The 20,601-nt window shown below is 57.7% G+C and carries 16 protein-coding genes, 2 tRNA genes and 3 rRNA genes; 9 read left to right on the top strand and 12 right to left on the bottom strand.

The features are described from left to right. Positions 1-247 precede the first annotated feature (247 nt). Entirely contained in the window at positions 248-832 is a 585-nt protein-coding gene (locus tag CFE428DRAFT_RS02825) for a GNAT family N-acetyltransferase (RefSeq protein ID WP_006977916.1), read from the top strand. A gap of 12 nt (positions 833-844) precedes the next feature. Further along, complete coding sequence (locus CFE428DRAFT_RS02820) at positions 845-1,192, top strand: (2Fe-2S) ferredoxin domain-containing protein (RefSeq protein ID WP_006977915.1); 348 nt, start codon at positions 845-847, stop codon at positions 1,190-1,192. A gap of 78 nt (positions 1,193-1,270) precedes the next feature. Here the strand turns inward: CFE428DRAFT_RS02820 and CFE428DRAFT_RS02815 are convergent, their stop codons facing one another. Then, a complete protein-coding gene (locus CFE428DRAFT_RS02815; RefSeq protein WP_006977914.1) occupies positions 1,271-2,035 on the bottom strand; it encodes a BUD32 family EKC/KEOPS complex subunit in 765 nt (254 codons plus the stop codon). 134 nt (positions 2,036-2,169) lie between these two features. Here CFE428DRAFT_RS02815 and CFE428DRAFT_RS02810 point away from each other — a divergent pair, with 134 nt between their 5' ends. Next, on the top strand, positions 2,170-2,904 hold the full coding sequence (locus CFE428DRAFT_RS02810; protein ID WP_006977913.1) for a hypothetical protein: 735 nt from the start codon (positions 2,170-2,172) through the stop codon (positions 2,902-2,904). Positions 2,905-2,946: 42 nt separating this feature from the next. On the opposite strand, the gene CFE428DRAFT_RS02805 is transcribed toward CFE428DRAFT_RS02810, so the two are convergent. After that, positions 2,947-5,727, bottom strand: coding sequence for a phosphoenolpyruvate carboxylase (locus CFE428DRAFT_RS02805; protein WP_006977912.1), 2,781 nt, complete (start codon positions 5,725-5,727; stop codon positions 2,947-2,949). A gap of 36 nt (positions 5,728-5,763) precedes the next feature. Here CFE428DRAFT_RS02805 and CFE428DRAFT_RS36905 point away from each other — a divergent pair, with 36 nt between their 5' ends. Further along, positions 5,764-6,576 carry a hypothetical protein gene (locus CFE428DRAFT_RS36905; RefSeq protein ID WP_131990200.1) on the top strand — a complete coding sequence of 271 codons (813 nt, stop codon included), beginning with the start codon at positions 5,764-5,766 and terminating at the stop codon, positions 6,574-6,576. A 195-nt stretch (positions 6,577-6,771) separates the two neighbouring features. Here the strand turns inward: CFE428DRAFT_RS36905 and rrf are convergent. The 5 genes from rrf to CFE428DRAFT_RS02770 all read right to left on the bottom strand — a co-directional run bounded on the left by rrf (position 6,772) and on the right by CFE428DRAFT_RS02770 (position 12,462). After that, positions 6,772-6,887 (bottom strand): 5S ribosomal RNA (gene rrf / locus CFE428DRAFT_RS02790). Positions 6,888-7,260: 373 nt separating this feature from the next. Further along, positions 7,261-10,114: ribosomal RNA gene (locus tag CFE428DRAFT_RS02785) — 23S ribosomal RNA — on the bottom strand. A gap of 269 nt (positions 10,115-10,383) precedes the next feature. Beyond that, positions 10,384-10,460 (bottom strand) — tRNA-Ile (locus tag CFE428DRAFT_RS02780). 112 nt (positions 10,461-10,572) lie between these two features. Then, positions 10,573-10,645 (bottom strand) — tRNA-Ala (locus CFE428DRAFT_RS02775). Between the two features lie 259 nt (positions 10,646-10,904). Beyond that, positions 10,905-12,462 (bottom strand): 16S ribosomal RNA (locus tag CFE428DRAFT_RS02770). Together the 16S, 23S and 5S rRNA genes with 2 tRNA genes alongside form the textbook arrangement of a ribosomal RNA operon. 1,288 nt (positions 12,463-13,750) lie before the next feature. On the opposite strand from CFE428DRAFT_RS02770, the gene CFE428DRAFT_RS02765 reads away from it, so the two are divergent. Continuing rightward, a complete protein-coding gene (locus CFE428DRAFT_RS02765; protein WP_006977909.1) occupies positions 13,751-13,942 on the top strand; it encodes a hypothetical protein in 192 nt (63 codons plus the stop codon). Between the two features lie 7 nt (positions 13,943-13,949). Here CFE428DRAFT_RS02765 and CFE428DRAFT_RS02760 read toward each other — a convergent pair whose 3' ends face one another. From CFE428DRAFT_RS02760 to CFE428DRAFT_RS02745, 5 genes are read right to left on the bottom strand one after another with little or no spacing between them, the layout of a single operon-like run. After that, complete coding sequence (locus CFE428DRAFT_RS02760) at positions 13,950-14,876, bottom strand: metal ABC transporter permease (RefSeq protein WP_006977908.1); 927 nt, start codon at positions 14,874-14,876, stop codon at positions 13,950-13,952. An 18-nt stretch (positions 14,877-14,894) separates the two neighbouring features. Further along, positions 14,895-15,680, bottom strand: a complete 786-nt coding sequence (locus CFE428DRAFT_RS02755; protein ID WP_006977907.1) for a metal ABC transporter ATP-binding protein — start codon at positions 15,678-15,680, stop codon at positions 14,895-14,897. Beyond that, entirely contained in the window at positions 15,677-16,099 is a 423-nt protein-coding gene (locus CFE428DRAFT_RS02750; protein ID WP_006977906.1) for a hypothetical protein, read from the bottom strand. The genes CFE428DRAFT_RS02755 and CFE428DRAFT_RS02750 overlap by 4 nt, the downstream gene beginning before the upstream one ends. Further along, positions 16,099-16,239: a hypothetical protein gene (locus tag CFE428DRAFT_RS36900; RefSeq protein ID WP_006977905.1), complete on the bottom strand. Its 141-nt coding sequence runs from the start codon at positions 16,237-16,239 to the stop codon at positions 16,099-16,101. Before CFE428DRAFT_RS36900 ends, CFE428DRAFT_RS02750 begins: the two co-directional genes overlap by 1 nt. Beyond that, positions 16,239-16,985: a metal ABC transporter solute-binding protein, Zn/Mn family gene (locus tag CFE428DRAFT_RS02745; RefSeq protein ID WP_006977904.1), complete on the bottom strand. Its 747-nt coding sequence runs from the start codon at positions 16,983-16,985 to the stop codon at positions 16,239-16,241. Before CFE428DRAFT_RS02745 ends, CFE428DRAFT_RS36900 begins: the two co-directional genes overlap by 1 nt. A 176-nt stretch (positions 16,986-17,161) precedes the next feature. On the opposite strand from CFE428DRAFT_RS02745, the gene CFE428DRAFT_RS02740 reads away from it, so the two are divergent. The 4 genes from CFE428DRAFT_RS02740 (at position 17,162) to CFE428DRAFT_RS02725 (ending at position 20,462) form a co-directional block, all read left to right on the top strand. After that, complete coding sequence (locus tag CFE428DRAFT_RS02740) at positions 17,162-17,824, top strand: DUF1573 domain-containing protein (protein WP_006977903.1); 663 nt, start codon at positions 17,162-17,164, stop codon at positions 17,822-17,824. Next, complete coding sequence (locus CFE428DRAFT_RS02735) at positions 17,821-18,237, top strand: rhodanese-like domain-containing protein (RefSeq protein WP_006977902.1); 417 nt, start codon at positions 17,821-17,823, stop codon at positions 18,235-18,237. Before CFE428DRAFT_RS02740 ends, CFE428DRAFT_RS02735 begins: the two co-directional genes overlap by 4 nt. Next, positions 18,222-18,701 carry a MauE/DoxX family redox-associated membrane protein gene (locus CFE428DRAFT_RS02730; protein ID WP_006977901.1) on the top strand — a complete coding sequence of 160 codons (480 nt, stop codon included), beginning with the start codon at positions 18,222-18,224 and terminating at the stop codon, positions 18,699-18,701. Before CFE428DRAFT_RS02735 ends, CFE428DRAFT_RS02730 begins: the two co-directional genes overlap by 16 nt. 63 nt (positions 18,702-18,764) lie before the next feature. Continuing rightward, positions 18,765-20,462 carry an endo-1,4-beta-xylanase gene (locus tag CFE428DRAFT_RS02725; RefSeq protein WP_006977900.1) on the top strand — a complete coding sequence of 566 codons (1,698 nt, stop codon included), beginning with the start codon at positions 18,765-18,767 and terminating at the stop codon, positions 20,460-20,462. The last annotated feature ends 139 nt before the right edge of the window (positions 20,463-20,601 follow it).

Raw genomic sequence — 20,601 nt, 5'->3', positions numbered from 1 at the left:
CCACAGACAGAAACCCTCTCCGCAAACCACCGGCGGCTCTCAACTGTCAACTCTCAACTATCAACCAGTCAGTGCACATCGCCACCCACACTCACGTGATGGTGCTTCGTGCCAACGGTCGTATGTGATGAGCAGCCCGACGCGAAAACCAAGGCGCTGGCTGCGAACAGAATAAGAAACAGGGTTTTCATAAGGATTTAATTACTGTTTCGCACGCCGCAGTCATCCTGCGCGGGTTACCCCATTCATGTTTTTCCATCGCATCAACGATCGACACAGTCTCCGCCAACTTTCCGTGCGCGATGCCGAGGAGCTTTTCTCCGTCCTTGATGCCAGCCGCGCCCATCTGCGCCACTGGCTGCCGTGGCTCGACCGCACGAGATCGGTCGCGGACTCCCGTCAGTTCCTCACTGAGGTCGTGCAACAAGCCGAGGTGAATCACAACATCCATGCTGCGATTCTCCTCGATGGCCGCATCGTCGGCGTGGCCAGCTATCACCGCATCGACTGGCAAAACCGCAACACCGCCATCGGATATTGGATCGCCGCGCCGCAGGAGGGACAAGGCTTGGTCACCGCAAGTTGCCAGGTGCTCGTGGATCACGCCTTCGCCGCACTCAACCTGCATCGCCTCGCCATCGCCTGCGCCACCGGCAATGCCCGCAGCCGCGCCATTCCACCGCGGCTCGGTTTCGTCCACGAAGGCCGCCAGCGCGATGCCGAATGGCTCTACGATCATTTCGTCGACCACGAAATCTACGTACAATTGCAACCGCAGTGGGAAGCGCGGATGATTACCCGCCTCGCGGACACTATCCCGCGGCCCAAATAACCTCGCGTCACCATGAACGAAGCCATCCAGGCCGGACTCACCAAAGCCGGCGTTGCCACCGCCGAGCGCCATCTTTTCTTGTGCATCGGTCCGGACTGTTGCGCGCCCGCCGACGGCGAACGGGTGTGGGAGTATGTGAAGCAGCGCGTCCGCGAGACCGGCCTCAAGGCGATGCGCACGAAGGCAGGCTGTTTTCGCATCTGCTCCGGCGGGCCGTGGCTGGTGGTTTATCCGGAGGGGATATGGTACGGCGGCATCACGCAGGATCGTTTCGAGCGTATCCTGCAAGAGCATCTCCTTGGCGGGAAGCCGGTCGCCGAATGGCTCGTCGCGCGCAACGATTTGCACTGCGGAGGATAGAAATAATAGGACCGATAGGAGTTATGGGATTGCCGCTTCTCTCATGTTTCCTATTCCTCCTATAACTCCTATCTCCTCCTATATTCTCTCACGTAGCGCGCCGATGCGCCGTTTCAACTCTGCGGTATTGAGGTAAGTCGTCCGCACTGCCCACCACACCCGCGGCAAGCCGCGCGGCACCACCAGCTTTTTGCGCAACAGCGCCACGATCTCCGGCCGGCCATATCCCTCGAGAAACCTCCCGGCACTCGGCAACCATTGCTCGGCGGCAATCCGCCCGACCATGTCCTGGAGGAAGATCAGCAGATCATCCGCCTGCCGCTCATCGGCGCGAATCGTCGGGTGATGCATGACCTCGAAATCGATCAGCCTCGCCCGGTCCGTCGCGGCGTCGTAGACGAAATTCCCCGCGTGCGGATCGCCATGCGACCATGGACCGCGGAAGGTCGCGCACTCTGCCGCGTGTGCCCGGCGCAATTCCCGCGCCGCCGCTTCCAGCATGCGCGGGGTCAGCGTCCCGTTATCGAGATGATACGAAAGGTTCTTCCCCGGCACCTCTTCCGCGGCCACCGCCGATGCGCCCTCGGCAAAGGCGCGGAATTCGCCGCCATGCAATTGCAAAAAACATTCCACCTCCCAGCGCTGCCACATCGCGATCTGGTCCAGCGCCTGGATGGGATTGCCCGCCAGTCGAAAAAAGCGATTGGCGCACGCCATGACGGGCCGCGCCGTCCAGCGCCGCTGTTTGATCCACAGCGCACGGCCGTCCCGGCATTCCCGCCAGACGGCATTGATCTTGATCCGGTCCACGAGGGCTCCGGCGGCGCTAACGATTCGGCTCATGGCCGCTCAATGTGATGTGCCGGCAGCGGCGACGCAACCACGCTGGGGGCTGTTCCTTAGAACAAGTTAAGGAAAGAACGAGTCGCGCGAAGCGAGTGTTGCCATCGCCCCGGCTCTCGATAGCCTCGCTCTCGATGCGCCCCCTTGGATGCTGCATTCTGCTCGCGCTTCTCGCCCTGCCGGCTCTGGCCGCGCCGGACTCGGGTGCATCGTCCCCGGCAGTGTGCCGACTTCGTTCCGCCAGTTTCCGCCACGACGTGCTCCTCCGCGAAACCGCCGAGGACGCGGCCAATAACCACGCGTCTTTTTCTCTGCCTCTCGGGGGCCGTGAACTGGAGCTGCAGCCGACCGCGTCCACGCCCTACGATCGCTATTTCAGCAGCGTGCGCTCGGTAATCGCGAGCCTGGAACCGCACAGCACGACGAGCATGGTCAAGGCCTGCCACCTCATGAAGGTCGGTCACAGTTTCAAATACCTCTCCCGTGATCCCTACCGGCCCGATCCTCCGAAGCTCACCGAGATGCAGCACTCCGGGGACTGCAAATCAAAAGCTCTATGGCTCTACGATAATCTCGCCGACGCCGACGCGCTCTTCGTCATCGGCAAGGCGGAAAAGAACCTGAGCACGAGCCACGCGTGGGTCTATTGGCACAGCGGTGGACGTTGGTGGATTCTCGATTGCACCGACCGCGCCGACCCCATCGCCGCGGACACCGTCGCGCCTGGCCGGTATGTGCCCTATTACTCCTTCGGCAAGCTCGGCACCTATCGGCATCCGGCCGGAAAACTCGCCGCCAATTCCGCCAACATCAGCACGGCCAGCACCGCACCGGTCACGTCTCCCTCCGCTCCCCAAAAGACGCGCTAGCAAATACCGGCCTCCTAAAGGAAGCCTTTCACGCCAGGAGGCTTACCCTGTCGTCCGCAATCCACTCGCGATCGCGTTAATCGACAGCAGCAAATCCGGCAACATCTTTTCCGCTGCGGCTTCATCGCCGGCTTTGCGATATCCACGCCATTTCTTCAGCAGATGAATCTCCTGCAAATGCAGCACCCGCAAGGCATCGGCCCGTAACTTGAGCGTGCGCAACATCCGCGGACGACGTTCCGCCATCGAGGCTCCGCGCAGCTTTTCCAGCATCTCGCGGGTGAGGTTCCACTCATCGATGATGATCTTCATGAAGCGATCGCGCAGTGACGTGTCCTCCACGAGATCGGCGTACGCTTGCATCAATTCCAGGTCCGTGCTGGCGATGCTGGCTTCGATATTTGTGAGCACGTAATAGAGAAACGGCCAGGTGCGCAGCTGGTCCTTAATGTCGGCGAGTTCCGTCTCGGTCAGCGCCTTCAATCCAGACCCCGCTCCAAACCAACCGGGCACATAAAAGCGCGACTGATTCCAACTAAACACCCACGGAATCGCGCGAAGATCAGCGAGGCTCGGATTCCCGGTGCGGCGTGACGGACGCGATCCGATGCGGCTGTGCTCCAGTGCATCGATCGGTGTCGCCTGACGGTAAAACGTGATGAAATCCTCCGCATCGAGCAGTCTCCGATACGACTGCTGACTCGCTCGCGAAAGACGCTCCAGGACCGGTGCCAGCGGCGGCGTCACCGGCGCGCTGCGCTCGTGATCGATGGTGGTGGCGGCGACGCCGGCGAGGAGCAGCTCGAGATTGTAAGTTGCGGTAACGAAGTGCCCGAATTTCTGCGCGATCGTTTCACCCTGCTCGGTAAGGCGGATATCGCCGGAGAGTGAATTGTTCGGCAGCGCTTCGAGGAAACGATGTGTCGGACCCGCACCACGGCTGACCGTTCCGCCACGACCATGGAAAAAGCGAATGCGTATACCGGTATCCCGCCCAAGCTGCGCCAGGCGCGCCTGCGCTTTTTGCAATCCCCACTGGCTCGCGAAAATGCCGGAGTCCTTGTTGCTGTCGCTGTAGCCGACCATGACCTGCTGGGTGAGCGACAGCTTTTCGCGGCCCCAATTCCACGCGAGAAAATTGAGACTGCGGCGGGTCATCGGCTCATCGAGAAATGCGCCGAGGATCGAAGGCGCGGCCTCGAGATCGTCGAGCGTTTCAAACAACGGTACCACCGGCAGCACACAGACGAGACCCTCGGGCAAACTGCGCGTAAGGCCGGCTTCGCGAGCGAGCACGTAGACGATAAGCAAATCGGAAAGACGCCGCGTCATGCTCACGATCAGCGCGCCGATGCCATCCGCACCGTAACGCGCGATGTGCGCGGCGAGCGTGCGAAAGCAGCCGAGGACCGCATCCGCTTCCGGTCCCGCCGAGGCCGAGGCATGCAGGAAAGGCCGCGGCGAACGCAGCTCCTTTTCCAAAAAACGCAGCCGCTCATTTTCCGTCCACTCCTCCCACTGGCTGCCGTCGAGGCCCGAGGCGTCCATGAGTTGCGACAACGCTTTCACGTGGAAAACACTGTTCTGGCGAATGTCGAGTTGGGCGAGGTGGAAACCGACGAGTTGCACCGCGCGCAGCACCGGCCGCACGTCGGAGTCCGCCAGGCGTTGCGCGCCCACTTCCACCAGCGAATCGCGCAGAATCCCAAGGTCCGCGGCGAGTTGTTCGGCCCGCTCGTAGCTACCGGGGTCCGCCCGTAATTGCGAAATCCGGTGCGGCACGATTTCGATCGGCAACCGATCGATCATCAATTCCACATACTGCCGCCAGGGCTCGCTCGTGTTGGTGGAAAGAACGGCTCGCGCTTTTTCGCCCAGCGATTCCGCGAGCTTGTCCCGCGCTGCCACCAGCGATGCCGGCAGCGGTTGCATCCACTGTGACAGACTGAGCTTTTCCGCCAGCATCACCAGTTGCTGGCGAAGAACGACAAACGCATTCGCCCGCAAACGCTCCAAAGTTTCCGCCGTCACCTCGGCGGTAACGCCCGGGTGCCCATCGCGATCGCCGCCCACCCAGGTCCCGAAACGGACCTGCGGCAATTTCGATTCATCGCGCAAATGACTCGCGTCGAAACCGGCCGCCACCCAGGCCTCCTCGAGGCGTTCATCCAAGGCTGGCAGTACCGAGGGGAAAACGTCGCGCAGATAGTGGAAGACGTTCCGCCGCTCATCGGTCAGCGTCGGCTTTTCGAGGAGGATTTCACCCGTGCGCCAAAGCCGCTCGAGCGCTGCCTTGGTCTTCGCCCGCAGGGAGTGCAGTTCGGAATTCGGGAGGGTCTCGCGGTCCGGACCGGAGAGCAGCGCGAAGAGCGAGCGGTGCTGATCCAGCACCGCCAGTCGCTTGGCCTCCGTCGGATGCGCCGTCAACACTGGCTCCACTCGCACCCGCGCGAGCATCTCGCCGATAACTGACTCGGGAACCCCTTCCGCCTTCAACTTGGCAAAGCGTTCGCCCCACAATCCGCGCTCGGCGATCAAACCACTTTCCCGCTCGCGAATCGTTCGCACATAAGCCGCGGCGTTCTCCTCGACCATGTTCAGGATTTGGAAGGCGATGGAGTAAACCAAACCGATTTGCCCCGGCACCTGCTCGGTTTCGAATTTCGTGGGATCCGAGCCAAACCAAGGCAGGTGGCTGGCCAGGTCGCTGTGGCCGAGTTCACGCAAAACCTCGCCCAAACACTCGATGAAAAACCGCAAATCGCGCTCGATTTTCTCGAAGCCGATCGTGACGTAGTCGGAAGCAGGTTGGCCCTTAGTCATAGAAATGAAAACCCTGCGCTGTTTTTCCTCCCGGACATGGCAGGCGGCAAGAAAAACCGTGGCGTCGGATTTTTCTTCAAGGTCGAGCACCCCTCTGCTAGGCCGTTGAACGGAAAGGATTTGGCGCTAATGAGATTGCTTACGTTCCTTGCATTTGTGTTGGCCGGATCGGTGCTGTTTTTTGAACTCACCGGGAAGCAGAGCAGCGTGCCCTCGCCCGGCGTGGCTGTCTCCCAACCGTCCACCTCGAGAATCGCCGCCTCGCCCAGTTCGCCCGTACCGGCGAAATCTTCGGTGCCATTATCCTCTCCTTCGGTCATTTCGCAGTCGTCGGATGCGCTTTCGTCCGCGCTGACCTTCGTGAAACAAAAGCTCTCCGCAATACCGTCCGCGATTCCCGGCGGCGCTCCGGCGGCTCTGCTTTCAAAAAGTCACAGCCGCTCCGAGTTGCGGATCGCCCGAGGCATCGTGATGGATCAGGTCGGCTCCGACCTGGTGCTCAATTGCAGCGGCTGGATCGTGCACGGCGTCAGCACCCCGACCTATGCTGGCGATGGTTTGGGCATGAACGTCATTTACGGAAACCTCGTGGAGACTCATGAGCAGTTCCAATTTGGCCGGCTGATGACCGTGGATCACGGGGTCCTGCGGGAAAGTCACAGCGTTTTCGACCGGTCGATGTGGAGCACCGCCAGCTATCTCGACGGTCCCGTCATCGTCAGAGGCTACCCAACCGGAAGGGCGACCAAAGGAAAAGGCATCAAAATGGTCGTGGCGCCCGAGGGCAGTGATGACTGGCAAGGAAGCTCTATCCCCGTCTACACCGCCAGCTTCGATCTCGCGGATTAGCTGGAGGCGCATCAGTGCGCTCACGAGACAACGAGCCATTTGTAGGCGGAAAGGACCGCTGAGGAACTCCCTTTCCACCTTCACTTTCACTTACCACTACGGGTCCACCGGAAGAACTGTCCCCTAACGCCAAATCACCCCAACGAGGGCAAAGAAAAAGCCCCATCTCCTGATTTAACAAGAGATGGGGCGTAAAACTGGCGACGTCCTACTTTCGCACAAGCTAGACATGCACTATCATCGGGGCTGCAGCGTTTCACTTCCGTGTTCGGAATGGGAACGGGTGGGTCCACTGCGCTGGGATCACCAGAAGTCTGACGAATTTGAGGCCACACTAAGGCTCAATCTGGGAGGTTTCTCACTGGGGGGTGTGAGTCGAACCTCAAATTCGCCAGACTTCTAACGACCCCATTTCATGGGGATTTGATCGCTGCTTCGCAGCGAAGGGTTTCGATACTTTCATATCGGTTCCCCTGCGGTCAATTGGATTTTACTCCAACTGAACCGTCGCTTTTCGTTTTTATTTGGTTGTCAAAGAACCCGGCCAAGTCGCCTTACGACGCTTTATGGCGCTTTACCGATTCTCTGACATCTACATACAGGAGTTTCATACAGCCCTTTTCAGGCTGAGTTTTGTTTAAATTTGTCAATTTCGCTCATCTCTTAAAGTAAGAGGATGAGGAAATGACCAAGCCGAACGGATTATTAGTACTTCTCAGCTGAACATGTTACCATGCTTACACCGGAAGCCTATCAACGTGGTGGTCTGCCACGATCCTTCGGGGAAGAGTCATCTTGGGAGAGGCTTGGCGCTTAGATGCTTTCAGCGCTTATCCTTTCCGAACATAGCTACCCAGCACTGCCTTTGACAAGACAACTGGAACACCAGTGGTTCGTCAGACCCGGTCCTCTCGTACTAAGGTCTGAACCCCTCACTCTTCCTGCGCCCACAGCGGATAAGGACCGAACTGTCTCGCGACGTTCTGAACCCAGCTCGCGTACCACTTTAACCGGCGAACAGCCGGACCCTTGGGACCTTCTCCAGCCCCAGGATGTGATGAGCCGACATCGAGGTGCCAAACCGAGTCGTCGATATGAGCTCTTGGACTCGATCAGCCTGTTATCCCTAGCGTACCTTTTGTCCGTTGAGCGATGGCAATTCCACATTCAACCACCGGATCACTTGGACCTGCTTTCGCACCTGCTCGACTTGTAGGTCTCACAGTTAGGCTGGCTTATATCCATATACTCGTCACCTGATTACCAACCAGGCTGAGCCAACCTTCGTACTCCTCCGTTACTCTTTGGGAGGATACCGCCCCAGTAAAACTGACCGGCTGCCAGTGTCCCTCTGCCAGATCATGGCAAGAGGTTAGAGTTTCCAGTTTCAAAGGGTGGTGTTTCATTGACGACTCAACATCCCCCGAAAGAGATGTATCAAAGTCTACCACTTACGCTAAGCATTAAAACCGAAAACACAGTAACAGCGTACAGTAAAGGTGCATAGGGTCTTTCCGTCCTGCTGCGGGTAGGCGGCATCTTCACCGCCACTACAACTTCGCTGAGCTCCTCGTTGAGACAGCGGTCAACTCGTTACACGATTCGTGCAGGTCGGAACTTACCCGACAAGGAATTTCGCTACCTTAGGACCGTTATAGTTACGGCCGACATTCACGGGGACTTGGGCTCGAAGCTTCGCTTGCGCTAACCTCTTACCGTAATCTTTCCGCATTGGTCACGTGTCACACCCTATACTTAGTCTTGCGACTTGGCAGAGTGCTGTGTTTTTGTTAAACAGTCGGTTGACCCCTTTCACTGCGGCCCCTATTGCTAGGGGCACCCCTTCTTCCGAAGTTACGGGGCTAGATTGCCGAGTTCCTTAACGAGGTTTCACTCACGCGCCTGGGTATACTCTACCCACCCACCTGTGTCGGTTTACGGTACGGGCGACCTTGGAAAGGGGCAAAGGGTTTTCTCGGTGTTTGCTTTAAAGGATCCGTCTTGGCCGTAGCCTCAACGTCCGCTTGCGCGACAGTCACTTTCAATCGACTGCCCTTCTCCGCACCCACGTCACCTTCGCTTTAACCAAAGCCGGTGCTGGAATATTAAACCAGCTGTCCATCGTCTACGCCTACCGGCCTCGACTTAGGTCCCGACTAACCCTGTGAGGACGAACCTTGCACAGGAAACCTTGGGTTTACGGCGGCCAGGAATCTAACCTGGCTTATCGCTACTCATGTCTGCATTCTCACTTGTAGAAACTCCACGGTTGCTTCCGCTCCCGCTTCTGCGTCGCTACAACGCTCCCCTACCAATCAAGGAAAACGAATTCTCCTCAATTCCAGAGCTTCGGTATACCGCTTATCGCCAATCATTTTCGGCGCGAAAACACTCGATGAGTCAGCTATTACGCACTGTTTAAATGATGGCTGCCTCTAAGCCAACATCCTCATTGTCTAAGTATCTTCACATCCTTTCCACTGAACGGTATTTGGGCACCTTAGCTGCTGGTCTGGCATGTTTGCCTCTCGCGCACGAAGCTTATCCCTCGCGCACTGACTCCAGGACTTCTCCCTGTGGCATTCGGAGTTTGATTGAATTCGATACCCTGGTATGGGCTCTAGTTCATCCAGTGCTCTACCTCCACAAGTCAGCATCCTAGGCTAGCCCTCAAGCTATTTCGGGGAGAACCAGCTATCACCGGGTTTGATTAGTCTTTCGCTCCTACCCACAGCTCATCCCAGAACTTTTCAATGTTCACGGGTTCGGTCCTTCACGCTGTATTACCAGCGCTTCAACCTGGCCATGGGTAGATCACCTCGGCTTCGGGTCTACTGCCAGCGACTATGGGCGCCCATTTCGGACTCGCTTTCGCTTCGCCTCCACCCCAGAAGGGCTTAGGCTCGCCACTGACAATAACTCGCAGACTCATTAAGCAAAAGGCACGCCATCACCCTTGCGGGCTTTGACACCTTGTAAGCACATGATTTCAGGGACTATTTCACTCCGCTCACAGCGGTTCTTTTCACCTTTCCCTCGCGGTACTTGTTCACTATCGGTCGCCAATTAGTATTTAGCCTTACGCCGTGGTCGGCGTGGATTCACGCGAAGCTTCACTTGCATCGCGTTACTCAGGGACTCCCTAGGCGTGCTCGGATTTTCGATTACGGGCCTCTCACCCTCTATGGAGCGATTTTCCAGTCGCTTCATCTAATCGTTGCACTGCCACATCGGGGCCCTACAACACCACGAGTAAACCCGTGGTTTGGGCTGTTCCGCTTTCGCTCGCCACTACTTACGGAATCGCTTCGCTTTCTTTTCCTCTGGTTACTGAGATGTTTCACTTCACCAGGTATTGCTCACGCTGAGCTATTGATTCACTCAGCGGTAATGGAAGGTTAATTCCACTGGGTTACCCCATTCGGAGATGCACGGGTCAAAGCGTATTTGCCGCTATCCGTGCCTTATCGCAGCTTATCACGTCCTTCATCGCCTTTTGGCACCAAGGCATCCATCATGTGCTCTTTGTAGCTTGATCAATCTGATCCTCACATCCCGGTTAAGGGACATGGGAAATATGATAACTGAAACTCTCGTTTCAGACTCAGCTCTAAAAAAGTTGTATTACTACCCTGTATGTAGATGTCAAAGAACCGGCCGAGCTCAAGTTGGCTCGACGGGGAGAATTTGATGCCTGGAATCTCTTCCTAAGTCACACAAACTCAAAACGGTCGTTCTTGCTTCTTTTTTTCCCCTTCTCCCACTCTCCCTTTCTCCCTTTCATTTTCACCCCTGCCCTGCTCAGCCTGGTGGGCGTGGCAGGATTCGAACCTGCGACCCTGCGCTTATCAAGCGCATGCTCTAACCAACTGAGCTACACGCCCGAAAAGCGGGTTGATAGTTGAGGGTTGATAGTTGATAGCCGCGCGGCGTTTGCCGGGCGGTCTTTTGATGGCTGAACTATCAACCATCAACTATCCACTATCAACTTTCTAGTGGAGGCAAGGGGATTCGAACCCCTGACCTATAGCTTGCAAAGCTACCGCTCTACCAACTGAGCTATGCCCCCTTGGGTTCACTTAATGTGTGTTCGAATGTCTTTTGGTGTTCCCTTGCCTAATTAGGCCAAACGCTTTCGCGTTTAGTCTGGGAATCGAAGCAAAAACTGAATTGTGCGCTACCGTTTCAGATACTCTGATGCTCCGGTTTCTTTCGTTACCGAAGTCTTAGGGTCGCATCGTTTCCAGGGAAGCTTTTGAAGGGCTTCCAGGAGACATTAGCGATCGACCTATGCCAGTTCCGTGAGGAAGTAAGGCATTTCTCCTTAGAAAGGAGGTGATCCAGCCGCAGGTTCCCCTACGGCTACCTTGTTACGACTTCATCCCAGTTACCACCCATACCTTAGGGCACTGCCTCCTTGCGGTTGGCGCATGCACTTCGGGTACAAGTGACTTCCATGATGTGACGGGCGGTGTGTACAAGGCCCGGGAACGTATTCACGGCGTCGTAGCTGATACGCCATTACTAGCGATTCCGGCTTCATGGAGGCGAGTTGCAGCCTCCAATCCGAATTGAGCCCAGTTTTAGGGATTTCCTCCACCTCGCGGTTTCGGTTCGTTCTGTACTGGGCATTGTAGTACGTGTGCAGCCCTAGCCGTAAGGGCCATGCTGACTTGACGTCATCCCCACCTTCCTCCCCGTTTCACAGGGCAGTCTGAACAGAGTGCTCGATCCGTAGATCGGTGGCAACAGTTCACAGGGGTTGCGCTCGTTGCGGGACTTAACCCAACATCTCACGACACGAGCTGACGACAGCCATGCAGCACCTGTGCAAATTCCATATTGCTATGGTCGCCGGCTTTCACCGACTTAGAGATGCATGTCAAGGCTAGGTAAGGTTCTTCGCGTTGCATCGAATTAAGCCACATACTCCACCGCTTGTGCGGGCCCCCGTCAATTTCTTTGAGTTTTAATCTTGCGACCGTACTCCCCAGGCGGCGCGTTTAACGCGTTAGCTCCGGCACAGAAGGGGTCGAATCCTCCCACACCAAACGCGCACCGTTTACTGCCAGGACTACCGGGGTATCTAATCCCGTTTGCTCCCCTGGCCTTCGTGCCTCAGTGTCAGTAACTGTCCAGAGATTCGCCTTCGCCACTGGTCTTCCTTACGATATCTACGCATTTCACTGCTACACCGTAAATTCCAATCTCCTCTCCAGTACTCCAGCACCACAGTATCAAGTGCAGTTTCGGGGTTGAGCCCCGAGATTTCACACCTGACTTATGGCGCCACCTACGCACCCTTTACGCCCAATGAATCCGAACAACGCTTGAGACCTCTGTATTACCGCGGCTGCTGGCACAGAGTTAGCCGTCTCTTCCTCTTCAGGTACTATCAAGCCGGCAGTAGTTATTTGCCGGCAATTGTTCCCTAATGACAGGAGTTTACAATCCGAAGACCTTCATCCTCCACGCGGCGTCGCTCCTTCAGGGTTTCCCCCATTGAGAAAAATTCTCGACTGCTGCCACCCGTAGGTGTCTGGACCGTGTCTCAGTTCCAGTGTGGCTGGTCGTCCTCTCAGACCAGCTACCCGTCATAGCCTTGGTGAGCCGTTACCTCACCAACTAGCTGATAGGCCGCGGGCTCATCAAGAAGCGCCAGGTTGCCCCGGCTTTGGTGTCAGAGAGATGTCTCCCCTAACCACATGCGGTATTAATTCGCCTTTCGGCGAGCTATCCCCCACTTCTCGGCAGATTGCCCACGTGTTACGCACCCTTACGCCACTGGACATCACTTGTATTGCTACAAATAATATCCCGTTCGACTTGCATGTCTTATCCACGCCGCCAGCGTTCGTTCTGAGCCAGAATCAAACTCTCCGTGAAAAACGGATGAGAACATTTAAGTCCTCAAAGTTTGCGTAAGACAGCTGCTAAAGCTGCTTACTAAATCTGACTGTTCATAACCTGCTTTCTCGCCTCAACCCGAAGGTTGTCAGCTTAGGCAGGGTTTGTTCAGTCTTTATAATTTTTGAAATCAAAGATCTGACGTATAACGCACAATTCAATTTTTGCTTTCTACGCCTCGATTTCTCCTCCAGGAAACCAAACCTTGCGATTCGAATTCCTCGATTCAATCCGAGGCGTCTAGTTGACCGTTCTGAGTCTGCTCTTTCCGCCAACGCTTTCCACCTTCGCTTGCGCTTTGGTTTTCAGCCTCGACGGAGTCGTGTGACAAACTCCAGAATCAAACTTTCAAAGATCATTGGCTTCACAAACATCCGGGCAACAAAAAACTCAATCTCATCGCTCCGACTTTAATGATCACCGTCATCTCGACGTTGACCCTCATTGTCGGGACAAGATTGAGTCTCAATCTGAAGTCCCAGTTGTTTGGAAGATCCACCGCTCCATCTTGAGGAGCAGTCCCGCTTTTCGTGTCGGGCCTGCTACTTTAGCTGTCGGCTTCGGCGGGTCAACCGGAAATTTGAAATTTCTTTCAACTTTCTCAGTTACCTCTCGAAACTTTCGCTTCGGTAACAGCGCCTTTCGTGGCGGGGCGCGCACTCTAGCGGGTCGCTTTGATCGGTCAACCGGATTTTTGAAATTTCTTTCAACTTTTCCAGTCGCCGCTCAGCGCGCTTTCGCGTTGTGCAGCACCACCTTTTTGGGCGGGGCGCGGAAATTAACGGGACGCCACAATCTCACAAGAAGAATCTCGAAAAAAGTGACGTTTACCTCTGAAAATTACGGCGCAGGGTGGGTGTTTCAGACTCCATGATCACCCGCCAGGGCGGGCGCAAACTGGTCCTTTCCCAAGCTGAAACGATATCCGGGCATCGTTTAGCGATCGATTGCTGTCGCGGCGGTCGGTTACCGGCAGAGGAGATGGGAGGAATAGGAAGAATAGGAATTATGGGAGTCCCATGCCTCCTATAATTCCTATTTCTCCCATCTCTCCTATTCGCCGACAGTCACAGGCCACCGCTACAGAGACGGCTTCGAAGGTCGCCCCTCCCCCAGGCAGACGCTCTCGAGCGTCCGAGGCTGGACAGGAAGTCGGGGGAAGAGGGACAAAAGCACTCTGAGCCATGCCCCGTTTTCTCCCCTTCCGGTTCTCTCTTTCCTATCGGCAATCTGCTCTCTCCCATTGCTCGTCTTCCTGTTGCCTCTGATGGCCGCGGACGGTCCCGCAATCCCTTCAGCCACCAATGCGACCGAGGCCACGGAGATTTCCTGGCGACTCGCCGGTCCCGGTGGCGGCGGATGGATTCCCTCTCTCCTCTGGGACCCGCATGACGCCCACACCCTCTACGTCGGCTGCGATGTCGGCGGCTTCTTTGTCTCCAAGGCCCACACGCCATAGGGTCCTCTCAGCCCTCCGCTTTTTCCGACCCCGTTTCTTCGCTCGGAGAGCCATGCGGCCAGCGCGCGAGGCTCTCGGCGTGCAAGTGGCGAGCCGGACGCAGGCGGCGGATGAGGCCGTAGCGCGGGCTGAAGAAGAACGCCGCGAAAAAGACGATGCCGAGGACGAGGACAATGCTGGCGCCCGAGGGAAGATTCAGCCAGTAGGAAAGCAGCAAGCCCGCGAGGGAGCCGAGCATGCCGATCACCCCCCCGCCCCAGAGCATCGTTGAATAGGAATCGCAGAGGAGATAAACGGTCGCGGCGGGCAGAATCAGCAAGCCGAGCAACATGATGACGCCGATCGCCTGCAGCGAGGCGATCATGGTCAGCACGAGCGAAAACATGAGGATGAAGTTCAGCCAGTTCACACGGATGCCCTGGCTCGCGGCCACCGTGGGATCGAACAGGGTGAGCAGCAAGGGCCGTTGCAAGCCGACGAGCAAGGGCACAACGATGAGGCTGATGCCCCAGATAATCCACAGATCCGAATCCGAAAGCCCGAGGATGTTGCCGAAGAGATAGTGGAGCAGCGAGACGCGCACTTTCACAAAGCTGATAAGCACGACGCCGAGCGAAAACGCCACGGTGTAGAGCGCACCCAGTGCGGTGTCTTCCTTCAAGCGCGAGCTACGGGCGATGATTTGCGCGCCCATGGCCACGATGAGCGCCGCGACGAGGGCGCCGAAAAACAGACCGACGGGCGCCAGTCCGAAGAGTAACAACGCGACCGCCAAACCCGGCAGCAGCGAGTGGGAAAGCGAATCGGCCATCAGCGCCAGTCGCCGCAGGACGACAAAGGCGCCGAGGAAACCATTGGTGAAGCCGAGCAGCGCGCCGCCGACAACGACGCGCCGCATGAATTCGTGGTGAAAAGGTTCAGTGAGCCAATCCATGGAGGAAGTGCTTAGTGCTCAGTGGTGATGGTGATGCGGCCGTCCGGCGGGTCCGGTGAAAGGCGCGGTGTGGTAGGTCTTGTGAATGTTCGCCTCGGTGAAGACTTCGGCCACCGGACCTTCGGCGATGAGTTCGCCGTTGAGCAGGATCACGCGATCAAAGAGTTCCGAGACGGTCTGCAGGTCGTGATGCGAAGCGATGATCAGCTTTCCCTGGCCGCGCAGGGTCCGCAGCATTTCCTTGAGATTGTCCTGCGAAGGCTTGTCGAGCCCGGTGAAGGGTTCATCGAGCAGGAAGACGTGAGCCTGTTGGGCGAGTGCCCGGGCGAGGAAGGCTCGCTGCTGCTGGCCGCCGGAAAGCGCGCTGATCTGGCGGCGATGCAGCGTTTCCAGACGCATGGCGGCGATCGCTTCATCGACAGCAAGGCAATCTTCCTCCCGGAAACGCCGCCACCAACCGAGCCGCAAATAACGGCCCATCTCGACGAGACCGCGGACGGTGGTCGGGAAATCCCAGTCAATATTTTCCCGTTGGGGCAGATAGGCGAAATCCTTGGTCGCCCCAGCCACTTCGCGGCCGTGAAAAGTGATGCTGCCCGTCTCGCGCGGCAGCAGGCCGACCAGTGATTTGAGCAGCGTGGATTTGCCCGCACCGTTCGGCCCGAGCAGGGCGACGGATTCGCCACAGCCCAATTCGAAGGCGATGTGGTGTAGCGCCGGTACGCGGTTGTAGCTCACCGTGAGGTCGCGGACGACCAGGCGATGGGCCGATGTAGGATCGAGAGTCGGGGTCAGGCGGCTCATGGGAAAGTGACCACTTCATCGTCCGCTCCTTTGCCCCAAACGCTCTTGTCATGCGTGTCCCCGGCCGGGTCGGTCAATTGCACGCGCATCGCGGAGAGCGGGCCGTCTTCCGGCCATTCGACGTGGAACTGCAAATCGACTCCTTCCGCCGGATATGCCATGGTCACATCATGCTCCATATCCGCCTCGGGAGCGGGCGCTTCCCAGATGACTTTGTCGAGGTTGCTGACCACCACTTTTTTCGGCACGGTGGTGAATGTCAGATGCAAATGAATTGCTTGTGCGGCTTCCTCTTTCGGAGCCGGAGGCGCGGGCGCAGCCACGACCACTTCGGGGCGCGTCAATTGCCACAGGGGAATGCCCGCCAGGGCGATGATGATGAAGGCGAGCAGCGCCCGCAGGAGCGGCGAGCCTCTCATTATTTCAGGGCCTCGACGATCGTCACGACGTTGTGCTTGTACATCGCCTCATAGGTGGAAGCCTCAGGTGTGTCGCCCAATCCATCCGCATAAAGCGGCGGCGCGATTTTCACTCCCGTCTCGCGCGTGATCTCCGTCATCACTTTGGGGATTTTCGATGTTCTCCCGGGAAGATGGCTTTCACGCCCTCAGATTTAATCGCAGCGACGATGTCGCCAACTTTTTTCGACGAAGGCTGATCTTCGCTCGAGACGCCTTCGATAGCGTGGATGGTAAAGCCATTCTCGCGGGCGAAATACTGGAAGGCGTCGTGTGAGGTCACCAATTTGCGTTTGTCGCGTGGCAATTTCGCGAGTTCCACTTTCACCCACTTCTCCAGCGCATCCAGTTTGGCGAGATACTTGGCGGCGTTTTCGGTGAACGTCGCTTTGTCCGCGGGGCTCACCTTGATCAACTCATCGCGCACGATCTTCACCGCCTTCTCCGTATACAGCACGCTCTGCCACCAGTGCGGATCTTCGACGACTTTGTCAGGGTCCTTCTCCGACTTCATCTTCAGCGAGGCAAAGCCATCGCCCACCTCGACGAGATCACCCTTCGTGCCGGTCGCTTCCTTCAGTTTGCCGACGTAGCTTTCCATGTGTTTCGCGGAGAGCAGGATCAGTTGCGCATCGCCGACGATCTTCAAGTCCTCGGGCTTCGGTTCGAATTCATGCGGATCGATGCCGGGCTTCACGTGCCCGGTCACGGCCACGCGGTCGCCGCCGACTTGCTGGGCGATTTCGGTGAGAATGGTCGAGAAGGTCGACACACGAATTTTGTCGGCGGCCTGCACAGCCATGGCGGCCGCGAAAAAGGCGATGAAGGAAAGGAGCGAAATCTTCACGGCAGCAACTAAAACAGTCGATTTCCTAAATGCAATAAATTTGCATCTGTAATTTTCGCCTACTGGCCGCGGCACGGCTCCTCACAGTGTTAACCTTCCAAGGGGCAAAAAATTGACGTTTAATTCTCCCCTCCCGCGCGATTGCATTTTGCCGTCCGCTCATTACTAAACCCCACATGCGCTTCATCCGTCTTTTGCCGCTCCTCGCTCTTTCCTTGTCGTTTCTCGGCGCACGCGCCAGCGCGGAACTGAAGTGGGATCATCCCGTCCAGACATTTCATCGGGTGCCGGAGGACAAGGAAATCGACGCGCACTTTCCTTTCAAAAACGTGGGTGCCACTCCGGTCACGATCAAGACCGTGCGCACTTCCTGCGGTTGCACCACGGCACATCTCGAGAAAAAGACTTACGCGCCCGGTGAAACGGGTGAGGTGGTGTTGCACTTTACCTTCGGTGACCGGAAGGGCGCTTATCGCAAGAGCGCGACGGTCACCATCGACGACAAGGCGATCGAACCATACGTCATCGGCCTGATCATCGACATCCACGATCCGGTGACCATGACTCCGGCGCTCGTCTATTGGAAGAAGGGTGACCCTACCGAGGCCAGGAACGTGCAATTCACCGTCGAAGCGGGCCAACCGGTGCACATCAAGAGCGTCACGTCCTCGAATCCGCGCCTCGCGGCGAAACTCGAAACCACCAAGGCCGGCGAGCAATACGCCATCTCGGTGACGCCCACGGATACGGCGCAGAAAGAGTCCGCGGAGATCAGTATCCAGACGGATTTCCCGTCGGACGCGCCGCGCGCCTACACCATTCACGCGCGCATCAAGTGATCCGCGCGCTGCGTCAGCTTGCCATCGTGCTCGGCATCGCGCTCCTGCCGGCGCTGATCTCGGGTGCGGTGCAGTTGAAATGGAACGCCGAGGTGCCGTCGAAGAAGGACGAGGTGACCATCGCGATGGTGCACAACAACTGGTCCGACCATGTGCTGTGGGTCGACGCCCGGACGCGCGCAAAATACGATCACGCTCACATTCCCGAGGCGGTGTTGCTCAATGAAGATGAGTGGAATTCGCTGGTCGCGAAATTCCTCGATGCCTGGGATCCGGATGTGCCGGTGGTGGTCTATTGCGATGGCGGAAGCTGTGACGCCAGTCACGCGATCGCGGACCGGATGCGCTCGGAATTGAAAATCGAGAAGGTCTACGTCTTGAAAGGAGGCTGGGGCGCATGGTCGGGAAAATAATCGTCCTGCTCCTGCGTCTCGCCGTGGCGGCAGTCTTCCTCTACGCGGGCGTGATGAAGATCTGGGACTTCCGTCACGGCCAATCGGCCACGCCGGATTTCACCCTGGCCATCCAGCATTTCGAGATTCTCCGGAATCCCGACCTGCCCGTGCTGCTCGCGGTTTATCTGCCGTGGCTGGAGGTCACCGCGGCGATCACGCTTTTCGTGAAACGTCTAGCCCTCGGCGCGGCCACCGCGGTCACGGTGATGAGCGTGGTCTTTCTCGGCGCCATCGGCAGCGCCTGGGCGCGTGGCTTGGACATTTCGTGCGGATGCTTCGGCAAGGATGAGGTCTCCATTCCGTATTCATCGATGATGTTGCGCGATGGAATATTACTCGCGGCAGCGGTGGTCCTGCTCGTTTGGGAAGCTCGGCGGAATCGGGCATTGATTCCCAATTCGAAGGCGGAGTCACTTTCCTAGTGTAGTGCGTCGCAATTCGCTCCTGAGAACCGCTCCCACTCGTCACCCGCAACCGCTTCCCCAATGAAACGATTTCTCGTCTTCCTCGCCGCTCTTGCGCCCTTGGTCCCGCCGGTTTTTGGCGATGAGGCGTTGAGCCCATGGGGCGTTGGCAGTTGCTATAGCAACAATCGCTCCGCGGCGGATAATGCGCGCTGGATTCCGCAGATGGAGGAAATCGGGTTACACAGCTATCGGACGCCGCATACGGATTGGGGCGCGCTGGAGACGACGCCGGGCCAATGGAAATGGGAAGCGCTGGATCAGCAGATGGATTATCTTACCCAACACGGGATGAACTTCGGCGGCACGCTGATCGGGACGCCGAAATGGAACACCAAGGACAGGCCCGGATCGCTCCCAGTGAACAACATCGAAGGATGGTCGGCCTATGTCTCCGCGGTGGTCGGACATGCCAAAGGCCGGATCCAACGGTGGGAAGTGTGGAATGAGCCGCCCAATTTCACGGGGAAGAATCAGAAGCCGGCGGACTATGCGAAGATCGTGGCCAGCGCTTACGATGCGGCGAAAGCGGCGGATCCTTCGTGCCTGATCGGGCTGGCCGCGAAATCGGCACATATCAATTACCTGGAGCAGGTCATCCAGGCCGGGGCGAAGGATCATTTCGATTTCATTACCCTGCACCCTTACGAAATCCTGAACGGTGTGGTGGAGGACGCCGGCACGGAGTCCGTCTTCCTGCACATCGTGCCGACCCTGCGCAAAATGCTGGCGGCGCAGGATCCGGCGAAGGCGAACGTGCCCGTCATCTTCACCGAGTTGGGCTGCGACGCAAAAAAGGGCCTCGACGTGCAGGCCAATGCGCTGGTGAAAGCCTACGTCATGGGCATCGCGGAAGGCGTCGCGTGCATCGAATGGTTTGAAGGACGCGACGGCGACAGCGGCCCGATGGGCCTGCTCGACGGGAAGGGAAATCCGCGGCCGAGCTATGAGGCGATGAAGCATTTGATCGAGCATCTCGGGCAGCACCCGAAGTATCTGGGTTGGATCCTGCTCAATGACCGGCATTACGCGTTCGCATTTCAGGGCGCGAAGACGACGGCGCTTGTGACCTGGGCACACACGCCGGAAGCGAATGCCGTGCAGTTTGGCAAAGCCGTGCAGATCGTGAGTGTCACGAGCGGCGAAAGCAGGACCGCGAAAGATCTTACCCTGACCACCGCACCTGCGCTCGTCCTCGATGCGCCAGAGGATCTACTGAAAAAGGCGGCGGCGAACAAAGACAAACCCGTCCCTTGGGATGGCGATTACTCCAAGGCGCAAAGCGTCTCGCTCACCATGGGCGAACAGCACGCCGAGCGGGGCTTGCACACGCTCTCGGGTGAATCCCTGGCCAAGGCCGTGGTCGTGTATGGCGGGGCGGCGCGAGCGGGCAATGTCCCGGGTGGCAATGTCTTCGTGGTCGATCCGGAATTCCTCTCTTACACGACTACGCCGATCGAGATCGAGGTCGTGGTGCGGCGGAATGAAGCGAACGATAACTCGGGCTTCAAACTGGTGTACGAATCCAGGACGGGCTTCAAAACCGCCGGCGGATGGTACACGGTGCCGGACAACAAGGAATGGCACACGCAAAAGTGGCGGATCGATGACCCGCAGTTTGTGAATTACTGGGGGTATAACTTCTCGCTGGTGTCGGATGGGAATGTTTACAACAAATACTATCTGCAGAGTGTGACCGTGCGGAAGCTGGAGAAGTAACGCGGGGGCGGCGCGTTCGTGGCGACTTGACCGTAACTCGGGCGGCCTTGGGCCGAAGGCGCGCGTCGTGCTTTCCCTGCGACGCGGCCGGCGACATTTACACTTTCTTAACAACAAACCGGCTGCGCAATCATACTCT

Source organism: Chthoniobacter flavus Ellin428, from assembly GCF_000173075.1.
GTDB classification, from domain to species: Bacteria; Verrucomicrobiota; Verrucomicrobiia; order Chthoniobacterales; family Chthoniobacteraceae; genus Chthoniobacter; species Chthoniobacter flavus.
Note: the sequence above shows the minus strand (reverse complement) of the source record. Positions and strands in the feature narration are given on the sequence as shown.

Coding starts and splice junctions, on each gene's coding strand:
- CFE428DRAFT_RS02825 (WP_006977916.1), top strand. CDS start 248: ATGTTTTTCCATCGCATCAACGATCGACACAGTCTCCGCCAACTTTCC.
- CFE428DRAFT_RS02820 (WP_006977915.1), top strand. CDS start 845: ATGAACGAAGCCATCCAGGCCGGACTCACCAAAGCCGGCGTTGCCACC.
- CFE428DRAFT_RS02815 (WP_006977914.1), bottom strand. CDS start 2,035: ATGAGCCGAATCGTTAGCGCCGCCGGAGCCCTCGTGGACCGGATCAAG.
- CFE428DRAFT_RS02810 (WP_006977913.1), top strand. CDS start 2,170: ATGCGCCCCCTTGGATGCTGCATTCTGCTCGCGCTTCTCGCCCTGCCG.
- CFE428DRAFT_RS02805 (WP_006977912.1), bottom strand. CDS start 5,727: ATGACTAAGGGCCAACCTGCTTCCGACTACGTCACGATCGGCTTCGAG.
- CFE428DRAFT_RS36905 (WP_131990200.1), top strand. CDS start 5,764: ATGGCAGGCGGCAAGAAAAACCGTGGCGTCGGATTTTTCTTCAAGGTC.
- CFE428DRAFT_RS02765 (WP_006977909.1), top strand. CDS start 13,751: ATGGCCGCGGACGGTCCCGCAATCCCTTCAGCCACCAATGCGACCGAG.
- CFE428DRAFT_RS02760 (WP_006977908.1), bottom strand. CDS start 14,876: ATGGATTGGCTCACTGAACCTTTTCACCACGAATTCATGCGGCGCGTC.
- CFE428DRAFT_RS02755 (WP_006977907.1), bottom strand. CDS start 15,680: ATGAGCCGCCTGACCCCGACTCTCGATCCTACATCGGCCCATCGCCTG.
- CFE428DRAFT_RS02750 (WP_006977906.1), bottom strand. CDS start 16,099: ATGAGAGGCTCGCCGCTCCTGCGGGCGCTGCTCGCCTTCATCATCATC.
- CFE428DRAFT_RS36900 (WP_006977905.1), bottom strand. CDS start 16,239: ATGACGGAGATCACGCGCGAGACGGGAGTGAAAATCGCGCCGCCGCTT.
- CFE428DRAFT_RS02740 (WP_006977903.1), top strand. CDS start 17,162: ATGCGCTTCATCCGTCTTTTGCCGCTCCTCGCTCTTTCCTTGTCGTTT.
- CFE428DRAFT_RS02730 (WP_006977901.1), top strand. CDS start 18,222: ATGGTCGGGAAAATAATCGTCCTGCTCCTGCGTCTCGCCGTGGCGGCA.
- CFE428DRAFT_RS02725 (WP_006977900.1), top strand. CDS start 18,765: ATGAAACGATTTCTCGTCTTCCTCGCCGCTCTTGCGCCCTTGGTCCCG.